Source organism: Streptomyces sp. TS71-3 (genome assembly GCF_018327685.1).
Classification (GTDB): Bacteria; Actinomycetota; Actinomycetes; order Streptomycetales; family Streptomycetaceae; genus Streptomyces.
The window spans coordinates 2,770,696-2,787,194 of sequence record NZ_BNEL01000003.1 but is presented as its reverse complement, the minus strand read 5'-3'; the positions used below and the strand labels follow the sequence as shown (position 1 = coordinate 2,787,194).

Here is a 16,499-nt window from a genome sequence, read left to right as displayed (position 1 = left end):
CCGCGCAGGTGCCCCGGGGCTACCAGCACCTGTGATGCGGCTCTCGCCCCACGGGGCCGGCCGAGTCCCCCTCTTCAGCCGGCCCCGGAACGTCACAGCCGCACGCTCACCTCCAGCGCCGCGTCCGGTGTCCGGGCCGGGGCGCGCTCCACCACGCCGATCCGGCCGGCCGCCCGGACGTCCTCGGCGATGGACTCGAAACGGTCGAGCACGTCCCGCGGAGCGGTCACCACCGCGCCCGCGACCTCGGTCCTGAGCGACAGCCTGGCCTCGGACTTGGCCCTGCGCACCGCGGCGATGGCGTCGGCCGCCGTCGCCAGCAACCCGGCGTCGGCGTCGCCGGCCGCCTGCCGGATGCGCTCTGCGTCGGGCCAGGCGGCGCGGTGCACGGAGCCGTCCCGCCACCAGGACCACACCTCCTCGGTGACGAAGGGCAGCACGGGCGCGAAGAGCCGCAGCAGGGTGTCGAGCGCCAGCCGCAGCGCGGCCCGCGCGGAGCGGGCGGCCGCCCCCTCCGCGCCGCCGTCCTGGTCGCCGTAGGCACGGGCCTTGACCAGCTCCAGGTAGTCGTCGCAGAACCGCCAGAAGAACCGCTCGGTCCCGGCCAGGGCGCGGGCCTGGTCGAACTCCTCGAACGCGGCGGTGGCCTCGGCGACCACGTCGGCCAGTTCGGCGAGCAGCGCCAGGTCGAGCGGCTCGGTGACGGCCCCGGCGTCCGGAAGGCCTGCGGCACCGTCCTCCGCGGCGGGGCCCAGGGGTTCCGGTCCTTCGGACGCGGTGTCCGCGAGGCCCAGGACGAACCTGCCGGCGTTCAGCAGCTTCGTCGCCAGCCGCCGGCCGATCTTCATCTGCCCGGTCTCGAAGGCGGTGTCCACGCCAGGCCGGGCGCAGGCCGCCCAGTAGCGGACCGCGTCGGAGCCGTAGGTGTCGAGCAGTTCCTCGGGTGTCACCACCCTCCCCCGGGACTTGGACATCTTCTTGCGGTCGGGGTCGAGGATCCACCCGGAGATGGCGGCGTGCCGCCAGGGCAGCGTCCCGTGCTCGGCCTCGGAGCGGACCACGGTGGAGAACAGCCAGGTGCGGATGATCTCGTGGGCCTGGGGCCGCAGGTCCATGGGGAAGACCCGGGCGAACAGCTCCGGGTCCGTGCCCCAGCCGCCCGCGATCTGCGGGGTCAGCGACGAGGTGGCCCAGGTGTCCATGACGTCCTGCTCGCCGGTGAACCCGCCGGGCCGCTCGCGCTGGTCCTCCCGGTATCCGGGCGGCGCCTCGGCGCTCGGGTCGACGGGCAGGCCGGCCTCGTCGGGAACGATCGGCCGGTCGTGGTCCGGGCGGCCGTCGGGGCCGAGCGGGTACCAGAGCGGGATGGGCACCCCGAAGAAGCGCTGCCTGCTGATCAGCCAGTCGCCGTTGAGGCCGCCGACCCAGTTCTCGTAGCGGGTCCTCATGTGCGGTGGGTGCCACCGCAGTTCGGCGCCGCGCTCCAGCAGGCGCTCGCGGAGCGAGGCGTCGCGGCCTCCGTTGCGCAGGTACCACTGGTGGCTGGTGACGATCTCCAGCGGCCGCTCGCCCTTCTCGAAGAACTTCACCGGGTGCCTGATCGGGCGCGGCTCGCCTTCCAGGGCGCCGTCCGCACGCAGCAGTTCGACGACGCGCTCGCGCGCGGTGTGCGCGGTGGCGCCCGCGAGACGGGCGTAGGCCTCGCGGGCACCCGGCGCGGCGACACCGGGCGGCGGCTCGGCGGCGAACCTGCCGTCCCGCCCGATCACCGGCCGGGTGGGCAGGTCCAGCTCCCGCCACCAGGTGACGTCGGTGGTGTCGCCGAAGGTGCACACCATGGCGATGCCGGTGCCCTTCTCCGGGTCGGCGAGGCGGTGGGCGAGCACCGGGACCCGGACGTGGAAGAGCGGGGTGCCCGCGGTGGTGCCGACGAGGGAGCGGTAGCGCTCGTCGTCCGGGTGGGCGACCAGCGCGACGCAGGCGGGCAGCAGTTCGGGCCGGGTGGTGTCGACGGGCACGGGCATGCCGTCCGGGCCCGTGAAGAGCAGCCGGTGGTACGCGCCCGGCCACTCCCGCTCCTCCAGCTCCGCCTGTGCGACGGCGGTGCGGAACGTGGTGTCCCACAGCGTCGGGGCCTGAGCGCGGTAGGCCTCGCCGCGCGCCAGGTTCCGCAGGAACGCCCGCTGGGAGGCGGCCCGGGTCGAGGCGTCGATGGTCCGGTAGGCGCGTCCCCAGTCGACGGACAGCCCGATGCGACGCCACACCCGCTCGTACTCCTTCTCGTCCTGCGCGGTGAGCTGGTCGCACAGTTCGACGAAGGTGCGCCGGGAGACCGGGACGGGGTGCTTGCCGGGCCGCTCGGGCGGGGTGGCGTCCGGGTCGTAGGGCAGGGACGGGTCACAGCGCACCCCGAAGTGGTTCTGCACCCGCCGCTCGCTGGGCAGGCCGTTGTCGTCCCACCCGATCGGATAGAACACCTCTTTGCCCCGCATCCGCTGGAAGCGGGCGACGGTGTCGGTGTGGGTGTACGAGAAGACGTGGCCGACGTGCAGCGAACCGCTGGCGGTGAGCGGCGGGGCGTCGATGGAGAAGACCTCGTCGCGCCGCGTGGCACGGGTGGCGTCGAATACGTGTACGCGCTGCTCGTCCCATCGCCCGGACCATTTCTCTTCCAGCCCGTCGAGGACGGGCCGCTCGGGTGCGCCGTGACGGCGATGGGTGTCTGCCATGCCCCGGAATGGTAGCCACGGGCGCTCCGGGCGGGCGCGGGATTTTCCGCGGACACGCCCCTGACGGCCGCCCGACGGCCGCCCGGGGGCCGGTCACCACGGCTTCGGGGACACGGCGCATGACGGCTGCCCGCGGGGCCGCACCTGCCGGGCCCGAGTGTGACGACGGTATGAAATGTCGCCGTCGGGCGCCGCCGGCCGCGGCACCGCGCGGCAGGCTGTGCCCTTGGGGCGTGTGCGGACGCCGGAACGGGGGGAAGGTCGCGGTCATGACAGAAACGCTCACGCCCACCCGGCGCCCGGTGCGCCAGCTCCTCGCGGCCTCGGTGGGCAACGCGGTGGAGTGGTACGACTGGTATGCGTACACGTTCCTGGCCACGTACATCGCCGACCAGATCTTCCCCAAGGGGTCCGGCAGTTCGCTGGTGCCGCTGCTGTCGACCTTCGCGGTGTTCGCGGTGGGGTTCTTCATGCGCCCGGTGGGCGGGCTCCTGCTGGGAGCGGTGGCGGACCGGCACGGCAGGCGCGCCGCGCTGACGCTCACCATCCTGCTGATGGGCGGCAGCAGCCTGCTGGTCGGGCTGACGCCCACCTACGCGGCGGCCGGGGTGTTCGGCCCCGTCGTGCTGGTGCTCGCCCGGCTGCTCCAGGGCCTTTCGGTGGGCGGCGAGTTCGCCGCGTCCACCACCTTCCTCGTGGAGTCCGCGCGACCGGGCAGGCGCGGGCTGTTCTCCAGCTTCCAGTACGTGTCCACCACCGCGGGCCAGCTCATCGCGTCCGGTGTCTCCGCGGCGCTGGTCGCGGCGCTGTCGGGCGGGCAGATGGACGGCTGGGGATGGCGGGTGCCGTTCCTGCTGGGAGCGGTGCTCAGCCTGGTGGGCTTCTGGATCCGGCAGGGCGCGCTGGAGACCCTCGACAACCGCCGGCAGCAGGCGCCGAGGCCCGGCCTGTTCGACGCGCTGCGCAGCCACCCGCGGGCGTCCCTGCTGATCTGCGGCATCACGGCGGGCGGCACCCTCGCGTACTACACCTGGACCTCGTACCTGCCGACCTACGCCGAGTTGAACGCGGGCGTTGCCAAGGGCGACGCCCTGTGGGCGGGCACCATCGCGCTGGCGTTCTTCGCGCTGTTGCAGCCGGTGGGCGGCGCGCTGTCGGACCGGTGGGGGCGGCGGCCGCTGCTGCTGTTCTTCGGGGTGGGCTTCGCGTTGCTGAGCGTGCCGTTGCTGCACGCCCTGGACGGCTCGTTCCTGACGCTGCTGCTCGTGCAGAGCGGTGGCCTGGTGCTGCTGACCGGGTTCACCTCGATATCGGCGGCGGTGAACGCGGAGGTCTTCCCGGCGCGGGTGCGGGCCGCCGGGATCGGCTTCCCGTACTCGCTCACGGTGGCGCTGTTCGGCGGCACCGCGCCCTATGTGGGCACCCTCTTCAAGCAGCTCGGGAACGCGGGCCTCTTCCCCTGGTACGTGGCGGTGCTCTGCCTGGTGTCGTCGGTGGTGTACCTGCGGCTTCCGGAGCGGGCGTTCGCGGAACTGGAGCGGTGACCTCCGGCCGGACGCGGTCCGAGTTCACAGGTGGCGGTTGGAGGGGCGAGTGACCCGTACCAACCGAAGGCGAGGCGGAGGTGAACGGCTGAACCTCGCCGGCTCCTGTGCGGGTCGGAACATGCAGGTTGCGGATGACGTGGCGGCTCGTACGTGCAACGGGGTTCGGATTCCGACATGGTGGCATAAGCCAGGTATGTATGGTGGTTGCTGTGCAGCTTCGGTATTCTTTCCGCCTCTATCCGAACGGCCCCCAGCGCACTGCGCTGGCAAGGGCGTCGGCTGCGCCCGGGTGGTCTCCAACGACGCACTGCGTGCTCGTGAGGAGGCCCGGGCGGCCGGGCTGGCGTTGGTTACCTCCGCCGAGCTGTCCAAGCGGCTCACGGCCGCGAAGAAGACCCCGGAACGGGCGTGGCTGGCCGAGGTCTCGTCAGTGATCCTCCAGCAGTCCCTTCGGGACCTGGAGAGTGCCTACCGGAACTTCTTCGACTCCCTGAAGGGTCGGCGCCCGAAGATGGGGCCACCCCGCTTCAAGTCGAAGAGAGACACCCGCCAGGCGATCCGATTCACCGCGAACGCGGGATGGAAGATCACCCCCGGCAGGAAGCTGCGGCTTCCCAAGATCGGTGACGTGACGGTCAAGTGGTCCCGCTGCCTGCCCTCCGCCCCGTCCAGCGTGAGCGTGCTCAAGGACAGCGCCGGTAGGTACTTCGCGTCGTTCGTCGTGGAAACCGGCCCGGAAGGAGTCCTTGCCGCCGCGCCGGAGGTGGGCATGGACCTGGGACTGGGGCACTTCGCCGTCTTGTCCGACGGCCGGAAGATCGACAGCCCTCGTTTCCTGCGCCGGGCTGAGAAGCAGCTCAAGAAGGCGCAGCGGACCCTGTCTCGCAAGGAGAAAGGCAGCGCCAACAGGAACAAGGCCCGGCTAAAGGTCGCCCGCGTATATGCGCGGGTGGCCGATGCGCGACGGGAGTTCCACCACCAGCTCTCCACCAAGCTGATCCGCGAGAACCAAGCAATCGCGGTGGAAGACCTGGCGGTCAAGGGACTCGCCCGCACACGTCTGGCCAAGTCCGTTTACGACGCCGGATGGTCCCAGTTCGTCGCCATGCTGGAGTACAAGAGCAGCCGGTACGGCAGGACGTTCGTGCGCATCGGCCGGTTCGAGCCCACCTCTCAGGTCTGCTCGGCCTGCGGCGTCAAGGATGGCGCCAAGCCCCTGCACGTCCGTGAGTGGACGTGTGGGTCGTGCGGGACGGTGCTGGACCGAGACATCAACGCGGCGGTCAACGTCGCAAAGGCGGCCGGACTGGCCGTGACAGCCCGTGGAGCGCAGGTAAGACCGGGCTTCCTCCCGGCACAGCGCGATGAAGCAGGAACCCATCCGAAGCCGCGCCCGGCAACGGCACGGCAGGCGGGGATTGCCCTCCTCTAAGTGGGCGAGGATGTCAAAAGAGTCGCAGCGTCCTGGCGCGCCGGTGGAGCGAGCGCAGCCGCATGGAGATCATGGGGACCTGGCCGCAGTTCGCGCTGGGCGCCGCCGTCTCCGACCGGAACACCGTGGTACGGCGGGACCTGTCGGGCCTGAAGGCCGTCTCCCACCACGGCCACCACCAGGTCCACCAGGGCGCGCACCAGTAGTACGGCGCCGCGCGGCGACACGGGGCGCATCCCGCACGGGCGTACGGGACGGGAGCCGCCTTCCCGTTCCCGTACGCCCGCGGTCGTGTCCGCCGCGGCCGGCGTTCCGTGCTCCGGGGCGCCGGCCGCGGCGGGGACAGTGCCGCTACCTGGGTTGCGGCCAGCTCGAGCAGTCGTCCCAGGTGCCGTCGAGGCCGGTGTTGCCGCCGCCGTCGGTGAGGGTGAAGGTGCCGGAGCCCTCCGGGAAGGGGCAGTTGTAGACGCCTGCCGCGCCGACGCCGCCGGCCTTGACGTTGCTGATCGTCGCCGCACCCTGCGTCTCGGCCTGCACGACGACGGTGCCTGCCCCGTCGACGGTGCCGCCGTCGATCGTGACATTCTTCGCCGCGAGGCCGGTGCCGCCGCCCGAGACGAACTCGTAGACGCTGTACGGGCTGTCCGTGGCGGTGGTGTTGGTGATCTCCACCTGGGCCTCGATGGCGCTGTCGTAGGAGTCGACGCGCAGGGCGCCCATCGGGTGTCCCCAGTTGGGGTTGACGGCACCGGTGCGGACAAGGGTGTTGCCGTCGACCGTGATGGTGCCGGCCAGCGGCGAGAAGGGATCGGCGAACTTCTGGTTGGAGATCGCGATGCCACTGCCGAGGGCGTTGGTGTCGGAGATCAGGTTGCCCTTTACGGTGATGTCCCGGCCGCCGTAGATGGCGATGCCGTTGGCGAGGTTCGGCTGGGAGATGGTGTTGTTCTCGAAGCGGGAGTCGGAGTCGGCGCCGTTCAGCGACCACATGGCGAGCGAGTCGTCGCCCTGGTTGCGCAGGAAGTTGTCGCGGACGGTGACACCATGGGCGTTGCCGTTGAGGTTGAGGCCGTCGGCGGTGGTGTCGAGGATGCGGTTGTCCTCGACGACGAGGTTGTCGTTGTTCCCCATCAGCCACAGGCCGACCTTGACGTGCTGGATCCACATGCCGGAGACCGACGAGCCGGGGCCCAGGGAGCCGTTGACGAAGTTGTCCGGGGTGGAGTCGACGCGCTCGGTGACCTCGCCGATCACGGCGAAGTCCTTGATGTGGACGTTGCCCGCGGAGCCGGACTGGTCGATGAAGTGCGAGGAGTGTACGACCGAGTACCAGCTCCCGGCGCCCTGGAGGGTGACGTTCTCGACGCCCTGGAGCGCGGAGGTGACCTTGTAGTCGCCCGGCGGGATCCAGACGGTGCCGCCCTTGGCCGCGGCGATCGCCGCGTTGAACGCCTGGGTGGAGTCGCCCTGCCCGGTCGGGTCGGCGCCCTTGTCGACGACCGAGACGGCGCCGGAGGGGGCGCCGGCGGCGGGTGCGACTTGTTCGAAGTCGGCCACGTCGACGGTGACCTCGCCGGAGGCCTCCAGGGCCACCTTGTCGCCGGCCTTCAGGTCCCGCCCGAGCAGCGCCCTGGTGTCGTCGAAGAAGTGGTGCGTCCTGGAGCCGGCGATCCAGCCCGTGTCGACGTAGGAGTACTTGGCGGTGAGCGCCAGCGAGGCGTCCGTCTTCTGGCCGTTGACGTACACGGCCAGCGAGCCGGTCCGGCCGTCGGGCACGTTGTACGAGACGTTCACCGCGTTCGCGCCGGCGGGCAGCGTGAACTCGACGCGCTGGCCGGCGCCCAGCTTCACGGCCTGCCGTCCGGAGGCCTCGGAGGGGACGGTGCCCTGGGTGTAGTCGGGGCCCACCTTCGAGCCGTCGGTGGTCGCCGCCTCGGCCTCCACCGAGTGCACGGGCAGGTCGGCGCCCGCGGTCTGCGCGGCATCCGCGGTGGGCGCGAGGGCCGTGAGCGTCCCGCCGGCCAGGGCGACGGTCGCGGCGGCCGCCACCCAGCGGGGTGACGGACGCCTGGCTGTCTTCTGCATGGCTGTTCCTCTCGTGGGGGGAGCGTGGGGGGAATGCGGGGGAACGTACTCATTCGGAACAGGCGCTCTCGCCGGCGGCCGGCCGCGGTGTCAGGCCCGCAGCCAGACCGCCGTGTCCTTCGGCAGGCGGCCCGTCTCGTCCAGGGAGCCGCTCGCCAGCAGGACGTCCGTGTGGCCGGGCAGCTCGGCGGGCTCCTCGGCGAGGTTGACGACGCAGATCAGGCCGTCGGTGCGGGTGAAGCTGAGCACCTTGGGGTCGGCGGGCAGCCAGCGCAGCGGGCCGTCCCCGAAGCCGGGTCGGGTGCGCCGGATCGCGAGAGCGGCCTGGTACAGGGAGAGCATCGAGGCGGCGTCGGCCTCCTGCCGGTCGGCCGCGTAGGAGTCCCAGCCGGCCGGCTGCGGCAGCCAGGGCTCCTCCCGCGAGCCGAAGCCCGCGTAGGGCGCCCCGGCCTGCCAGGGCATGGGGACCCGGCAGCCGTCGCGGCCCGGGTCCCGGCCGCCGGACCTGTGGTGCATCGGGTCCTGGATCCGCTCCCGCGGGATGTCCGCCTCGGGCAGGCCGAGCTCCTCGCCCTGGTAGACGTAGACGGCGCCGGGCAGGGCCAGCGAGAGCAGCGCGGCGGCACGCGCCCGGCGGGTGCCGAGCGCCAGGTCGGTGGGGGTGCCGAAGGCCTTGGTGGCGAAGGCGAAGCCGGTGTCCTCGCGGCCGTAGCGGGTGACGGTGCGGGTCACGTCGTGGTTGCAGAGCACCCAGGTGGCCGGGGCGCCGACGGGGGCGTGCTCGGCCAGCGTCTCGTCGATGGCGGATCTCAGCCGGGTGGCGTCCCAGGGGCAGGAGAGGAACGTGAAGTTGAAGGCGGTGTGCAGCTCGTCGGGGCGCAGGTAGCGGGCGAAGCGCTCCGAGTCGGGCAGCCACACCTCGCCGACGAAGACGCCTCCGTAGGCGTCGGCGACGCGGCGCCATGAGCGGTAGATGTCGTGCAGCTCGTCGCGGTCGACGAAGGGGTGCGGGTCGCGGCCCTCGACGAAGTCGGGCAGCTCGGGGTCCTTGGCGAGCAGGGCGGCGGAGTCGATGCGCACGCCGGCCACGCCGCGTTCGAACCAGAAGCGCAGGATGTCCTCGTGCTCCTGGCGGACCGCCGGGTGGGCCCAGTTGAGGTCGGGCTGCTCGGGCGCGAAGAGGTGCAGGTACCACTCGCCGTCCGGCACCCGGGTCCAGGTGTTCCCGGCGAACTCCGACGGCCAGTCGTTCGGCGGCAGCTCGCCGTGCTCGCCGCGCCCGGCTCTGAAGTGGAAGAGCTCCCGCTCGGGGCTGCCGGGCCCCGCCTCCAGGGCGGCGCGGAACCACGGATGCCGGTCGGAGACGTGGTTGGGCACGATGTCGACGATGGTGCGGATGCCCAGCTCGCGGGCCTCGGAGATGAGCTTCTCGGCCTCGGCGAGGGTGCCGAAGGCGGGGTCGATGGTGCGGTAGTCGGCGACGTCGTAGCCGCCGTCCGCGAGCGGCGAGAGGTACCAGGGGGTGAACCAGAGGGCGTCCACGCCGAGCCGTGCCAGGTACGGGAGCCTGGCGCGGACGCCGGCGAGGTCCCCGGTGCCGTCGCCGTCGCCGTCCGCGAAACTCCGCACGTACACCTGGTAGATGACGGCGGAGCGCCACCACTGGTCGTCAGGCCGGCTGTGCGTGGTCCGTTTCTGGGCAGGGGAGGGCTGTCCCACGGTGCGTGCCTTTCGAAGGTGCTGGTCAGGGGCAGGGGCAGGCGGGCTGGTGGACGCTCAGCCCTTGGTGCTGCCGGCGCTGATACCGGCGATGATGTGCCGCTGGAACACCAGGAACGTCGCGACCATCGGGATGCTGGCGATCACCATGGACGCGATCAGCACGGTCAGCGGGATGTTCTGGGAGAGCTGTACGAGCGCCACGCTGATCGGCTGCTTGCCGGTGTCGGAGAAGACCATCAGCGGCCAGAGGAAGTCCTGCCAGACGGCGACGAGCGCGAAGATCGACACCACGCCGAGCACCGGCCGCGACATCGGAAGGACGATCGAGACGAGGCTGCGCAGCTTCCCGGCGCCGTCGATCTCGGCGGCCTCCAGGACGTCACGCGGTATCTGGTCGAAGAACCGCTTGAGGAGGTAGAGGTTGAACGCGTTGGCGACGGCGGGCAGCCAGATCGCCAGCGGGTCGTTGAGCAGGCTGGTGTGCACGAACGGCAGGTCGGCCACCGTCAGGTACTTGGGCACCACCAGCGCCTGGGCCGGGACCATCAGGGTGGCCAGGATGCCGCCGAGGACCACCCTGCCGAAGGCGGGCCGCAGCTTGGACAGGGCGTAGGCGGCGGCGGTGCAGAAGACGATCTGCAGCAGCCAGGCTCCGGCGGCCTGCACCACGGTGTTCCACAGGTGCGTGGGGAGCTGCATCAGGTCCCAGGCGTCCGTGTAGCCGGTGAGGTGCCAGGACTCGGGGACCAGCGTGGGCGGGGTGCGGGTCACCTCGTCCGGGGACTTCATCGCGCCGGACACCATCCAGTACACCGGGAAGAGGAAGGCGAACGCGAAGAGCAGCAGCACGGCGCAGAACACGGTCCAGTACACGGCCCTGCCCCGCGGGCGGCCGAGGGCGTGCGCGGAGACCAGGGTGCGCACGGTACGGGAACTGTCGGTGGTCATGAGTACTCCCCCGGGGTCATGCGTCCTCCCCCGAGCGGGTCAGCCGCAGGTAGAAGGCGGAGAACACGCTGAGCAGGACGAGCAGCATCACGCTGAGGGCGCACGCGCCGCCGAAGTCGTTGTAGAGGAAGGCGTACTTGTAGATCAGGTAGAGCACGGTGACGGTGGCGCTCTCCGGACCGCCGCCGGTGATCACGAACGGCTCCGTGAAGACCTGCATGGTGGCGATGATCTGAAGCAGCATCAGCATGAGGATGACGAAGCGGGTCTGCGGGACCGTCACGTGCCGGATCCGCTGGAGCAGGTTCGCCCCGTCGATCTCCGCGGCCTCGTACAGCTCGCCCGGGATGCCCTGGAGGGCCGCCAGGTAGATCAGCACGGTGCCGCCCATGTTCGCCCAGGTGGCGACGGCGACCAGTGATATGAGGGCGGTGTCGGCGCCGTTCGACCAGTTGGAGGTGGGCAGGTGCACGAAGCGCAGCACCTCGTTGGCGAGGCCGGCGCCGGGGTCGTAGAACCACTTCCACAGCAGCGCGCTGACCACGGGCGGGATCATCACGGGCAGGTAGACGACGACCCGGAAGAACGCCTTGAAGTGCCGCAGCTCGTTGAGGACGAGCGCCGTGACGAACGGCACGGCGAAGCCGAGGAGCAGGGCGAAGAGCGTGAACGTGAAGGTGTTGCGCCAGGCCGCGCCGAACTCGGGGTCGTGGAGGACGCGGGTGAAGTTGGCGGTGCCCACCCACTGGGGGTCCGAGCCCGGCGTGTACTTCTGGAAGGCGATGACGACGGCGCGCACCGCCGGGTACCAGGAGAACAGCGCGAAGCAGATCAGACCGCCGAGCAGGAAGGCGTAGGCGCGGCCCTGCTCGGCGAGCCGCCGGCTCAGCGGCCGGCCGCCGGGCCCGGGGGCCGCGGTGGCGCCGCCCCGTGAGGCGGGCGGCGCCGCGACCGGCTGCGCGGGGGCGGTGGCGCCCACCTTCGGTGCGGTCTTCATGGCGCTCCCGTCAGCCCCGGGCGAGGATGCCGTCGATCTTGCCCGAGGCGTCCTTGAGGAGCTGGTCGATGTCGGCGTCCTTCTTGGTCAGCACCGCCGAGACGGCGCCGTCGAGCACGGAGTAGATCTGCTGTGCCTGCGGCGGCTCGATCTTCAGCTGGAGCTGCTTGTTGCCGTCCAGGAAGCGCTGGTAGTTGTCCACCGGCACGTTGGCGTTGGCCTGCTTGATCCGCTGGTCCTCGGCGTCGGCGGCGCCGCTGAAGAGCCGTGGCTCGGGCAGGCCGACCGGGGCGTCGTGCTGCTTGGCGCGGGCGTAGTCGCCGAGGAAGCCCTTGCCGGGCGTGAGGAACATGTGGTCGAGCCATTTCAGGCCGGCCCTGATCTGCTCCGGCGTGTCCTTCTTGTTGAACATGTAGCCGTCGCCGCCGATCAGGGTGCCCTTGCCGCCGGGCATCGGTGCGAGGGCGAGGTCCTTGTAGTTGCCGCCCTTCTCCTTCACCAGGATCGGGATGTTGTCGGGCGCCGAGAGGTACATGCCGAGCTTCCCGGAGCCCATCATGAGTTGGACGTCGTTCAGCACGAGCAGCTGCTTGCTGCCCATGGAGTCGTCCTTCCAGCGCATGTCCTTGAGGTTCTTCAGGACCGCGTGCCCCTCGGGGGTGTCGACGGTGGCCTTCTTGCCGTCGGGGCTGACGACGTCGCCGCCCTGCGAGTAGACCTCGGCGGTGAAGTGCCAGCCGCCCTGGTTCTGGGCGCTGTAGTCGGCGTAGCCGACGGTGCCGCCGCCCAGCGCGGCTATCTTCCTGGCGTCGGCGCGCACCTCGTCCCAGGTGGCCGGGGGCTGCTCGGGGTCGAGGCCGGCCTTCTGGAAGAGCTTCTTGTTGTAGATGAGGCCCATCGAGTAGCCGGTGCGCGGGATGCCGTAGACCTTCCCGTCGACGGTGAAGATGTCGCGCAGCTGCTTCTGGATGGTGGGGTAGCTCTTCAGGTCCTTGACGTACGGGGTGAGGTCCGCGGCCTGGTTGATGTCGACGACGTGCTTGACGTCGGTGAAGTAGGTGTAGAAGACGTCCTCCATCTGCCCGCCCGCGAGCTTGGCGTCGAACGTCTTGGGGTCCTGGCAGGGGAACGCGTCGTGCGGGGTGACGTCGATCTTCGGGTTCTGCTTCTCGAACGACGCCACGTCCTGGTCGAAGAAGCTCCGGTCGACCTTGGCGCTCTTCGGCGGCTCGCAGTTGACCGTGATGTGGGTCTTGCCGTCGCTCGCCTCGCCGCCCGACGAGCCGCAGGCCGACACCGCGGCGAGGGCGAGCACCGAGGCCACGGCGGCGATGGGGGCGCCCCTGCGGGGCAGGGTGCGACGGAACGCGGAACTTCTCATCGGTGGACCCCTCTTGGGCAGGCGCGTGGGAGGCCGCGCCGCACGGAACGCCGAGGACAACGCACCGGCTGCGTGGCGCACGCCACTCAACCACCACCGATAGTGAGACGCAAGATGTCGCGCTCATCTCGTAAATATTGAACAGCGTGATGTTGGTCCGTACCGCACCACTGCCGTTCCCGGTGCGGGGTGGATGCGCGTCCGGGGCGATTCCCCCTTTGCGCAGGGGTGCTCACGGCCGCGCTCAGGCAGGTGCCACAGGGCCTTTGACCGTGCGGCTCGGGGCCGCGCCCGCGGGGACGGTCAGCGGGGCGCCTGGCCGGTGGAGCCGCGCACCACCAGCTCGGGTTCGAACAGCAGTTCCTCGGCCGCCACGGTGCCGCCGCCGATCTGCGCGTACAGCATCTCGACCGCGGCCCGGCCCATGGACTCGATGGGCTGGCGGACGGTGGTGAGCGGGGGTTCCGTGCAGTTCATCAGTGCCGAGTCGTCGTAGCCGACCACGGAGACGTCGCCGGGCACCGTGAGGCCCCTGCGCCGCGCGGCGCGCACCACGCCCAGCGCGATCGGGTCACTGGCGCAGATGAAACCGGTGACACCCGCGTCCAGCAGCCTGGCGGAGGCGGCCTGGCCGCCCTCGATGGAGAACATGGCACGTGCGACGTGCTCGTCGGGGAGCCTGTCGCCGGCGGACGCGCAGATGGCCCTGGCCGCGGCGAGCTTGCGCCGCGAGGGCATGTGGTCCGTGGGACCGAGCACCAGGCCGATGCGGTCGTGGCCGAGCGAGGCGAGGTGCCGCCAGGCCTGCTCGACGGCGACGGCGTCGTCGCAGGAGACACCGGGGAAGCCGAGCCGCTCTATGGCCGCGTTGATGAGCACCACCGGGATCCTGCGGTCGGCGAGCTGCCGGTAGTGGTCGTGCGGCGCGTCGGCCTGCGCGAACAGGCCGCCCGCGAACACCACGCCGGAGACCTGCTGTTGCAGCAGCAGGTCGACGTAGTCCGCCTCGGAGACGCCGCCCTTGGTCTGGGTGCACAGCACGGGCGTGAGCCCGAGCTGTGCGAGCGCCCCGCCGATCACCTCGGCGAACGCGGGGAAGATCGGGTTCTGCAACTCGGGCAGCACCAGGCCGACCAGGCGGGCGCGCTCGCCGCGCAGCTGGGTGGGGCGCTCGTAGCCGAGGACGTCGAGTGCGGAGAGCACGGCCTGCCGGGTCGCCTCGGAGACCCCCGGCTTGCCGTTGAGCACCCGGCTGACCGTTGCCTCGCTGACTCCTACCTTCTTGGCCACCTGAGCAAGTCGTCGCGTCATACACGCAAGAATAGCGCAAGCGCTTGCAAACAGCTTGCGCGGGCTGGTCCGGCCGGCTCAGGCCTCCGCGGCCGGCACCGCCCGCAGATGCCCCACGGTGCGCCGTCGGCCGGGGGCGTGGCGCGCGGTACGGCCGCCGCCGCGGGGGTCGCGGAGCACCAGGGTCATATGGCGGTAGCCCAGGGATTCGAGCATCCGGGGCGCGTCGGCGACGACCCGGCAGTGGGTGCGGCCCCAGCGGGGGTCCGGGTGGCACAGGGGGCGCACGGAGCCGTCGTGCTCGGCGGCGTCCGGGCCGACCGTGCGCAGCCAGTGCGGCAGGCCCTGGCGGTAGGCGGCCCCCATGATGGGGTCGTCCTCGACCTCCTGGCGGATCGCGAGCAGTTCGGCGTCCTGCCCGTGGTCCTCCAGGCCCTCCGCCAGGTGCGCCAGCATCGGCAGGCACCAGCTCGACTCGTGGTCCTCCAGGACCGCTCCCGCGTCCGGGTGGAAGAGGACGAAGCGCATCAGGTTCTGGTGAGGCATCGCCGTCGGGTGGTGCGAGACCGTCTTGAAGAGGTCGTCGAAGGCCGGGTTGGCGAGAACGACGTCCCAGCGGTGGTCGAAGACGACCGAGGGGTAGGGAAGCGTGCTCAGAAGTGCGGCGTAGTCCGTGAGGTAGGCGCGGGCCTCCGGGCCCTCGGGGGCGTGTCCGCGGCCCGACCGCCACCCGTCCGAGCGGTGTGCCATCGGTTCACCGACCCCCCAACTGCAGCTCTTGTTCCGCGACTGCCCTGCGGTTGCGGTGGCGAAACCGATCTTTACACCAGCCCCGCGATCCTGCTGCCACCGCGCTGGGTGTGTCAATTATCATGCCATTTACGGTCTGTTGAGGACAGAATCACGCCACATTGCGGTCCCGCTGATCGCACTCCTCCACCGGACACCGCTCCCACGCCCCCCTTCGTCCCCTTTCACGGCCCTCGGGCCCGCCCCGGCCGCTCCGCGGAGATCGGGACCTGACCCGTTGTCAGTGGCGGGCGTCATGCTGGGCAGCGCGCGGCAACCGTGCGCAGCCGACCGATGACGCCCCGCCCACCGGGCGGCGGGCCGTCACAGAGCAGCCCGGTGGGGAGCAGCCATGTCCACGGCCCTGGTGACCGACCACGAACGCGCCGCCGTCCAGGCGTACCTGCGCCTGCTCCAGACGGTGCGCGCCTCCCTCGACCTGACCGGGCCCACCCGGACCTCCGACGACAGGGGCTCCGGGGGCACGGCACACCCACCCGTGGTCGCACCCTCGTTACTGGCCGACGCCGACCGCGCCCTCACCGCCGCCGGACTCGCCGGGAACGAGAGAGAGTTCTTCGCCATGGTGCGCGCGTGGTGCCCCGCGGTCGGCACGGCCGACGACTGAGGGGCGAGGACCGAGGTCCCGAGGACCCGAGGACTGAGGGTCGAAGGCTGACCGGGAGTCACATGCCTCCCCGCCGTGAACACGCACCGTTTCCGGCGGAGCACGGCCCTTTTGTTCCACCATGCTCCGCAATATCCGGCAAGGCATGCCACACAGGCATGCGGCGAACGCTCTTTGCAATCGCACGGTAACCAAGCGTCCACTGGCGCCTGATCCGGGCAGACCTTCAGTAAATCTGCACACTGATTGCGCATGGGTGGCACGGATGCCCACAGACATTCGAGATGCGTTGGTGACGGCAGCTACGTTGCGCCCGGAGTGTCCGTAATTCACGGCGGACCACCACCCGAGTGGACACCGAGCCGGTGACGGACGTGAAGGAATTGCCACCGAACCGTGCACACTCCTGCACCTGATGGAAAGGCCCGGCATCTATACCGACGGGATGACGGTGCGGGGGATTGGCCGCCTGACGTGGCGGCATGCTTGGATCCTCACCACTGCGGACGCCGCCCCCCGGTGCACCCATCATCGGGACAGCAGGGCGACTGCGGGAACGGTCGGCGGTCCCGCTCCGCCGGCTCGACCGGCCGTTGTTGAGAAATATCCAGATGAAGGGAACTCCCATCATGAACCGCACCCCCCAGGTCGAGACCCTCGAGATCTCCGACAGCGAGCTGGACGGCGTCTCCGGCGGTCTGGTTGGCGACCTGGTCAGCACCGTTGTGGCCACGGCCGACTCGGTTGCCCCGGTCTCCTCCGTCGTCGGCACCGTGTCCGGCCTCGTGCAGGGCACCACCGGCATCGACGCTGCCGGCACGGTCTCCGGCATTGTCTCCGGTCTCTGAGACTCCGTTCTCTGAGACGCGATAACGCTGCGAGTCCCGGGGCCTGCCGGCTCCGGGACTCCCGGCTGTCATGACGTGCAAAGCTGGACGCCGACAGTTGGAC

General features: G+C 71.0%; 11 protein-coding genes and 2 pseudogenes. 5 read left to right on the top strand and 8 right to left on the bottom strand.

The annotated features are described in order from the left end of the window. Positions 1-92: 92 nt before the first annotated feature. Entirely contained in the window at positions 93-2,729 is a 2,637-nt protein-coding gene (gene valS, locus Sm713_RS35810; RefSeq protein ID WP_212914107.1) for a valine--tRNA ligase, read from the bottom strand. Between the two features lie 269 nt (positions 2,730-2,998). Here valS and Sm713_RS35805 point away from each other — a divergent pair, with 269 nt between their 5' ends. From Sm713_RS35805 to Sm713_RS35795, 3 genes and pseudogenes are all read left to right on the top strand, one after another. Further along, positions 2,999-4,273 carry an MFS transporter gene (locus tag Sm713_RS35805; protein WP_212914106.1) on the top strand — a complete coding sequence of 425 codons (1,275 nt, stop codon included), beginning with the start codon at positions 2,999-3,001 and terminating at the stop codon, positions 4,271-4,273. 212 nt (positions 4,274-4,485) lie between these two features. Further along, positions 4,486-5,708 (top strand): annotated as a pseudogene (locus Sm713_RS35800) (RNA-guided endonuclease InsQ/TnpB family protein). Between the two features lie 62 nt (positions 5,709-5,770). Then, positions 5,771-5,914, top strand: a complete 144-nt coding sequence (locus Sm713_RS35795) for a hypothetical protein (protein ID WP_212914105.1) — start codon at positions 5,771-5,773, stop codon at positions 5,912-5,914. A gap of 151 nt (positions 5,915-6,065) precedes the next feature. On the opposite strand, the pseudogene Sm713_RS35790 reads toward Sm713_RS35795, so the two are convergent. The 7 genes and pseudogenes from Sm713_RS35790 to Sm713_RS35760 form a co-directional block, all read right to left on the bottom strand. After that, positions 6,066-7,793, bottom strand: a pseudogene (locus Sm713_RS35790) (glycosyl hydrolase family 28-related protein); the annotation flags it as partial. A gap of 90 nt (positions 7,794-7,883) precedes the next feature. Beyond that, positions 7,884-9,512, bottom strand: a complete 1,629-nt coding sequence (locus Sm713_RS35785; RefSeq protein ID WP_212914103.1) for an alpha-amylase family glycosyl hydrolase — start codon at positions 9,510-9,512, stop codon at positions 7,884-7,886. A 57-nt stretch (positions 9,513-9,569) separates the two neighbouring features. After that, positions 9,570-10,463 carry a carbohydrate ABC transporter permease gene (locus Sm713_RS35780; protein WP_212914102.1) on the bottom strand — a complete coding sequence of 298 codons (894 nt, stop codon included), beginning with the start codon at positions 10,461-10,463 and terminating at the stop codon, positions 9,570-9,572. A 16-nt stretch (positions 10,464-10,479) separates the two neighbouring features. After that, positions 10,480-11,460, bottom strand: coding sequence for a carbohydrate ABC transporter permease (locus Sm713_RS35775; RefSeq protein WP_212914101.1), 981 nt, complete (start codon positions 11,458-11,460; stop codon positions 10,480-10,482). Positions 11,461-11,470: 10 nt separating this feature from the next. After that, entirely contained in the window at positions 11,471-12,841 is a 1,371-nt protein-coding gene (locus tag Sm713_RS35770) for an extracellular solute-binding protein (protein ID WP_212914100.1), read from the bottom strand. 303 nt (positions 12,842-13,144) lie between these two features. Then, positions 13,145-14,152, bottom strand: coding sequence for a LacI family DNA-binding transcriptional regulator (locus Sm713_RS35765; protein WP_212914099.1), 1,008 nt, complete (start codon positions 14,150-14,152; stop codon positions 13,145-13,147). A 57-nt stretch (positions 14,153-14,209) separates the two neighbouring features. Beyond that, positions 14,210-14,881, bottom strand: coding sequence for a PAS domain-containing protein (locus Sm713_RS35760; protein ID WP_212914098.1), 672 nt, complete (start codon positions 14,879-14,881; stop codon positions 14,210-14,212). Positions 14,882-15,272: 391 nt separating this feature from the next. Here Sm713_RS35760 and Sm713_RS35755 point away from each other — a divergent pair, with 391 nt between their 5' ends. Together Sm713_RS35755 and Sm713_RS35750 are read left to right on the top strand one after the other, a co-directional pair. After that, a complete protein-coding gene (locus Sm713_RS35755; protein ID WP_212914097.1) occupies positions 15,273-15,548 on the top strand; it encodes a hypothetical protein in 276 nt (91 codons plus the stop codon). Between the two features lie 629 nt (positions 15,549-16,177). Beyond that, positions 16,178-16,396, top strand: coding sequence for a type A2 lantipeptide (locus Sm713_RS35750; RefSeq protein WP_212914096.1), 219 nt, complete (start codon positions 16,178-16,180; stop codon positions 16,394-16,396). Positions 16,397-16,499 lie beyond the last annotated feature (103 nt).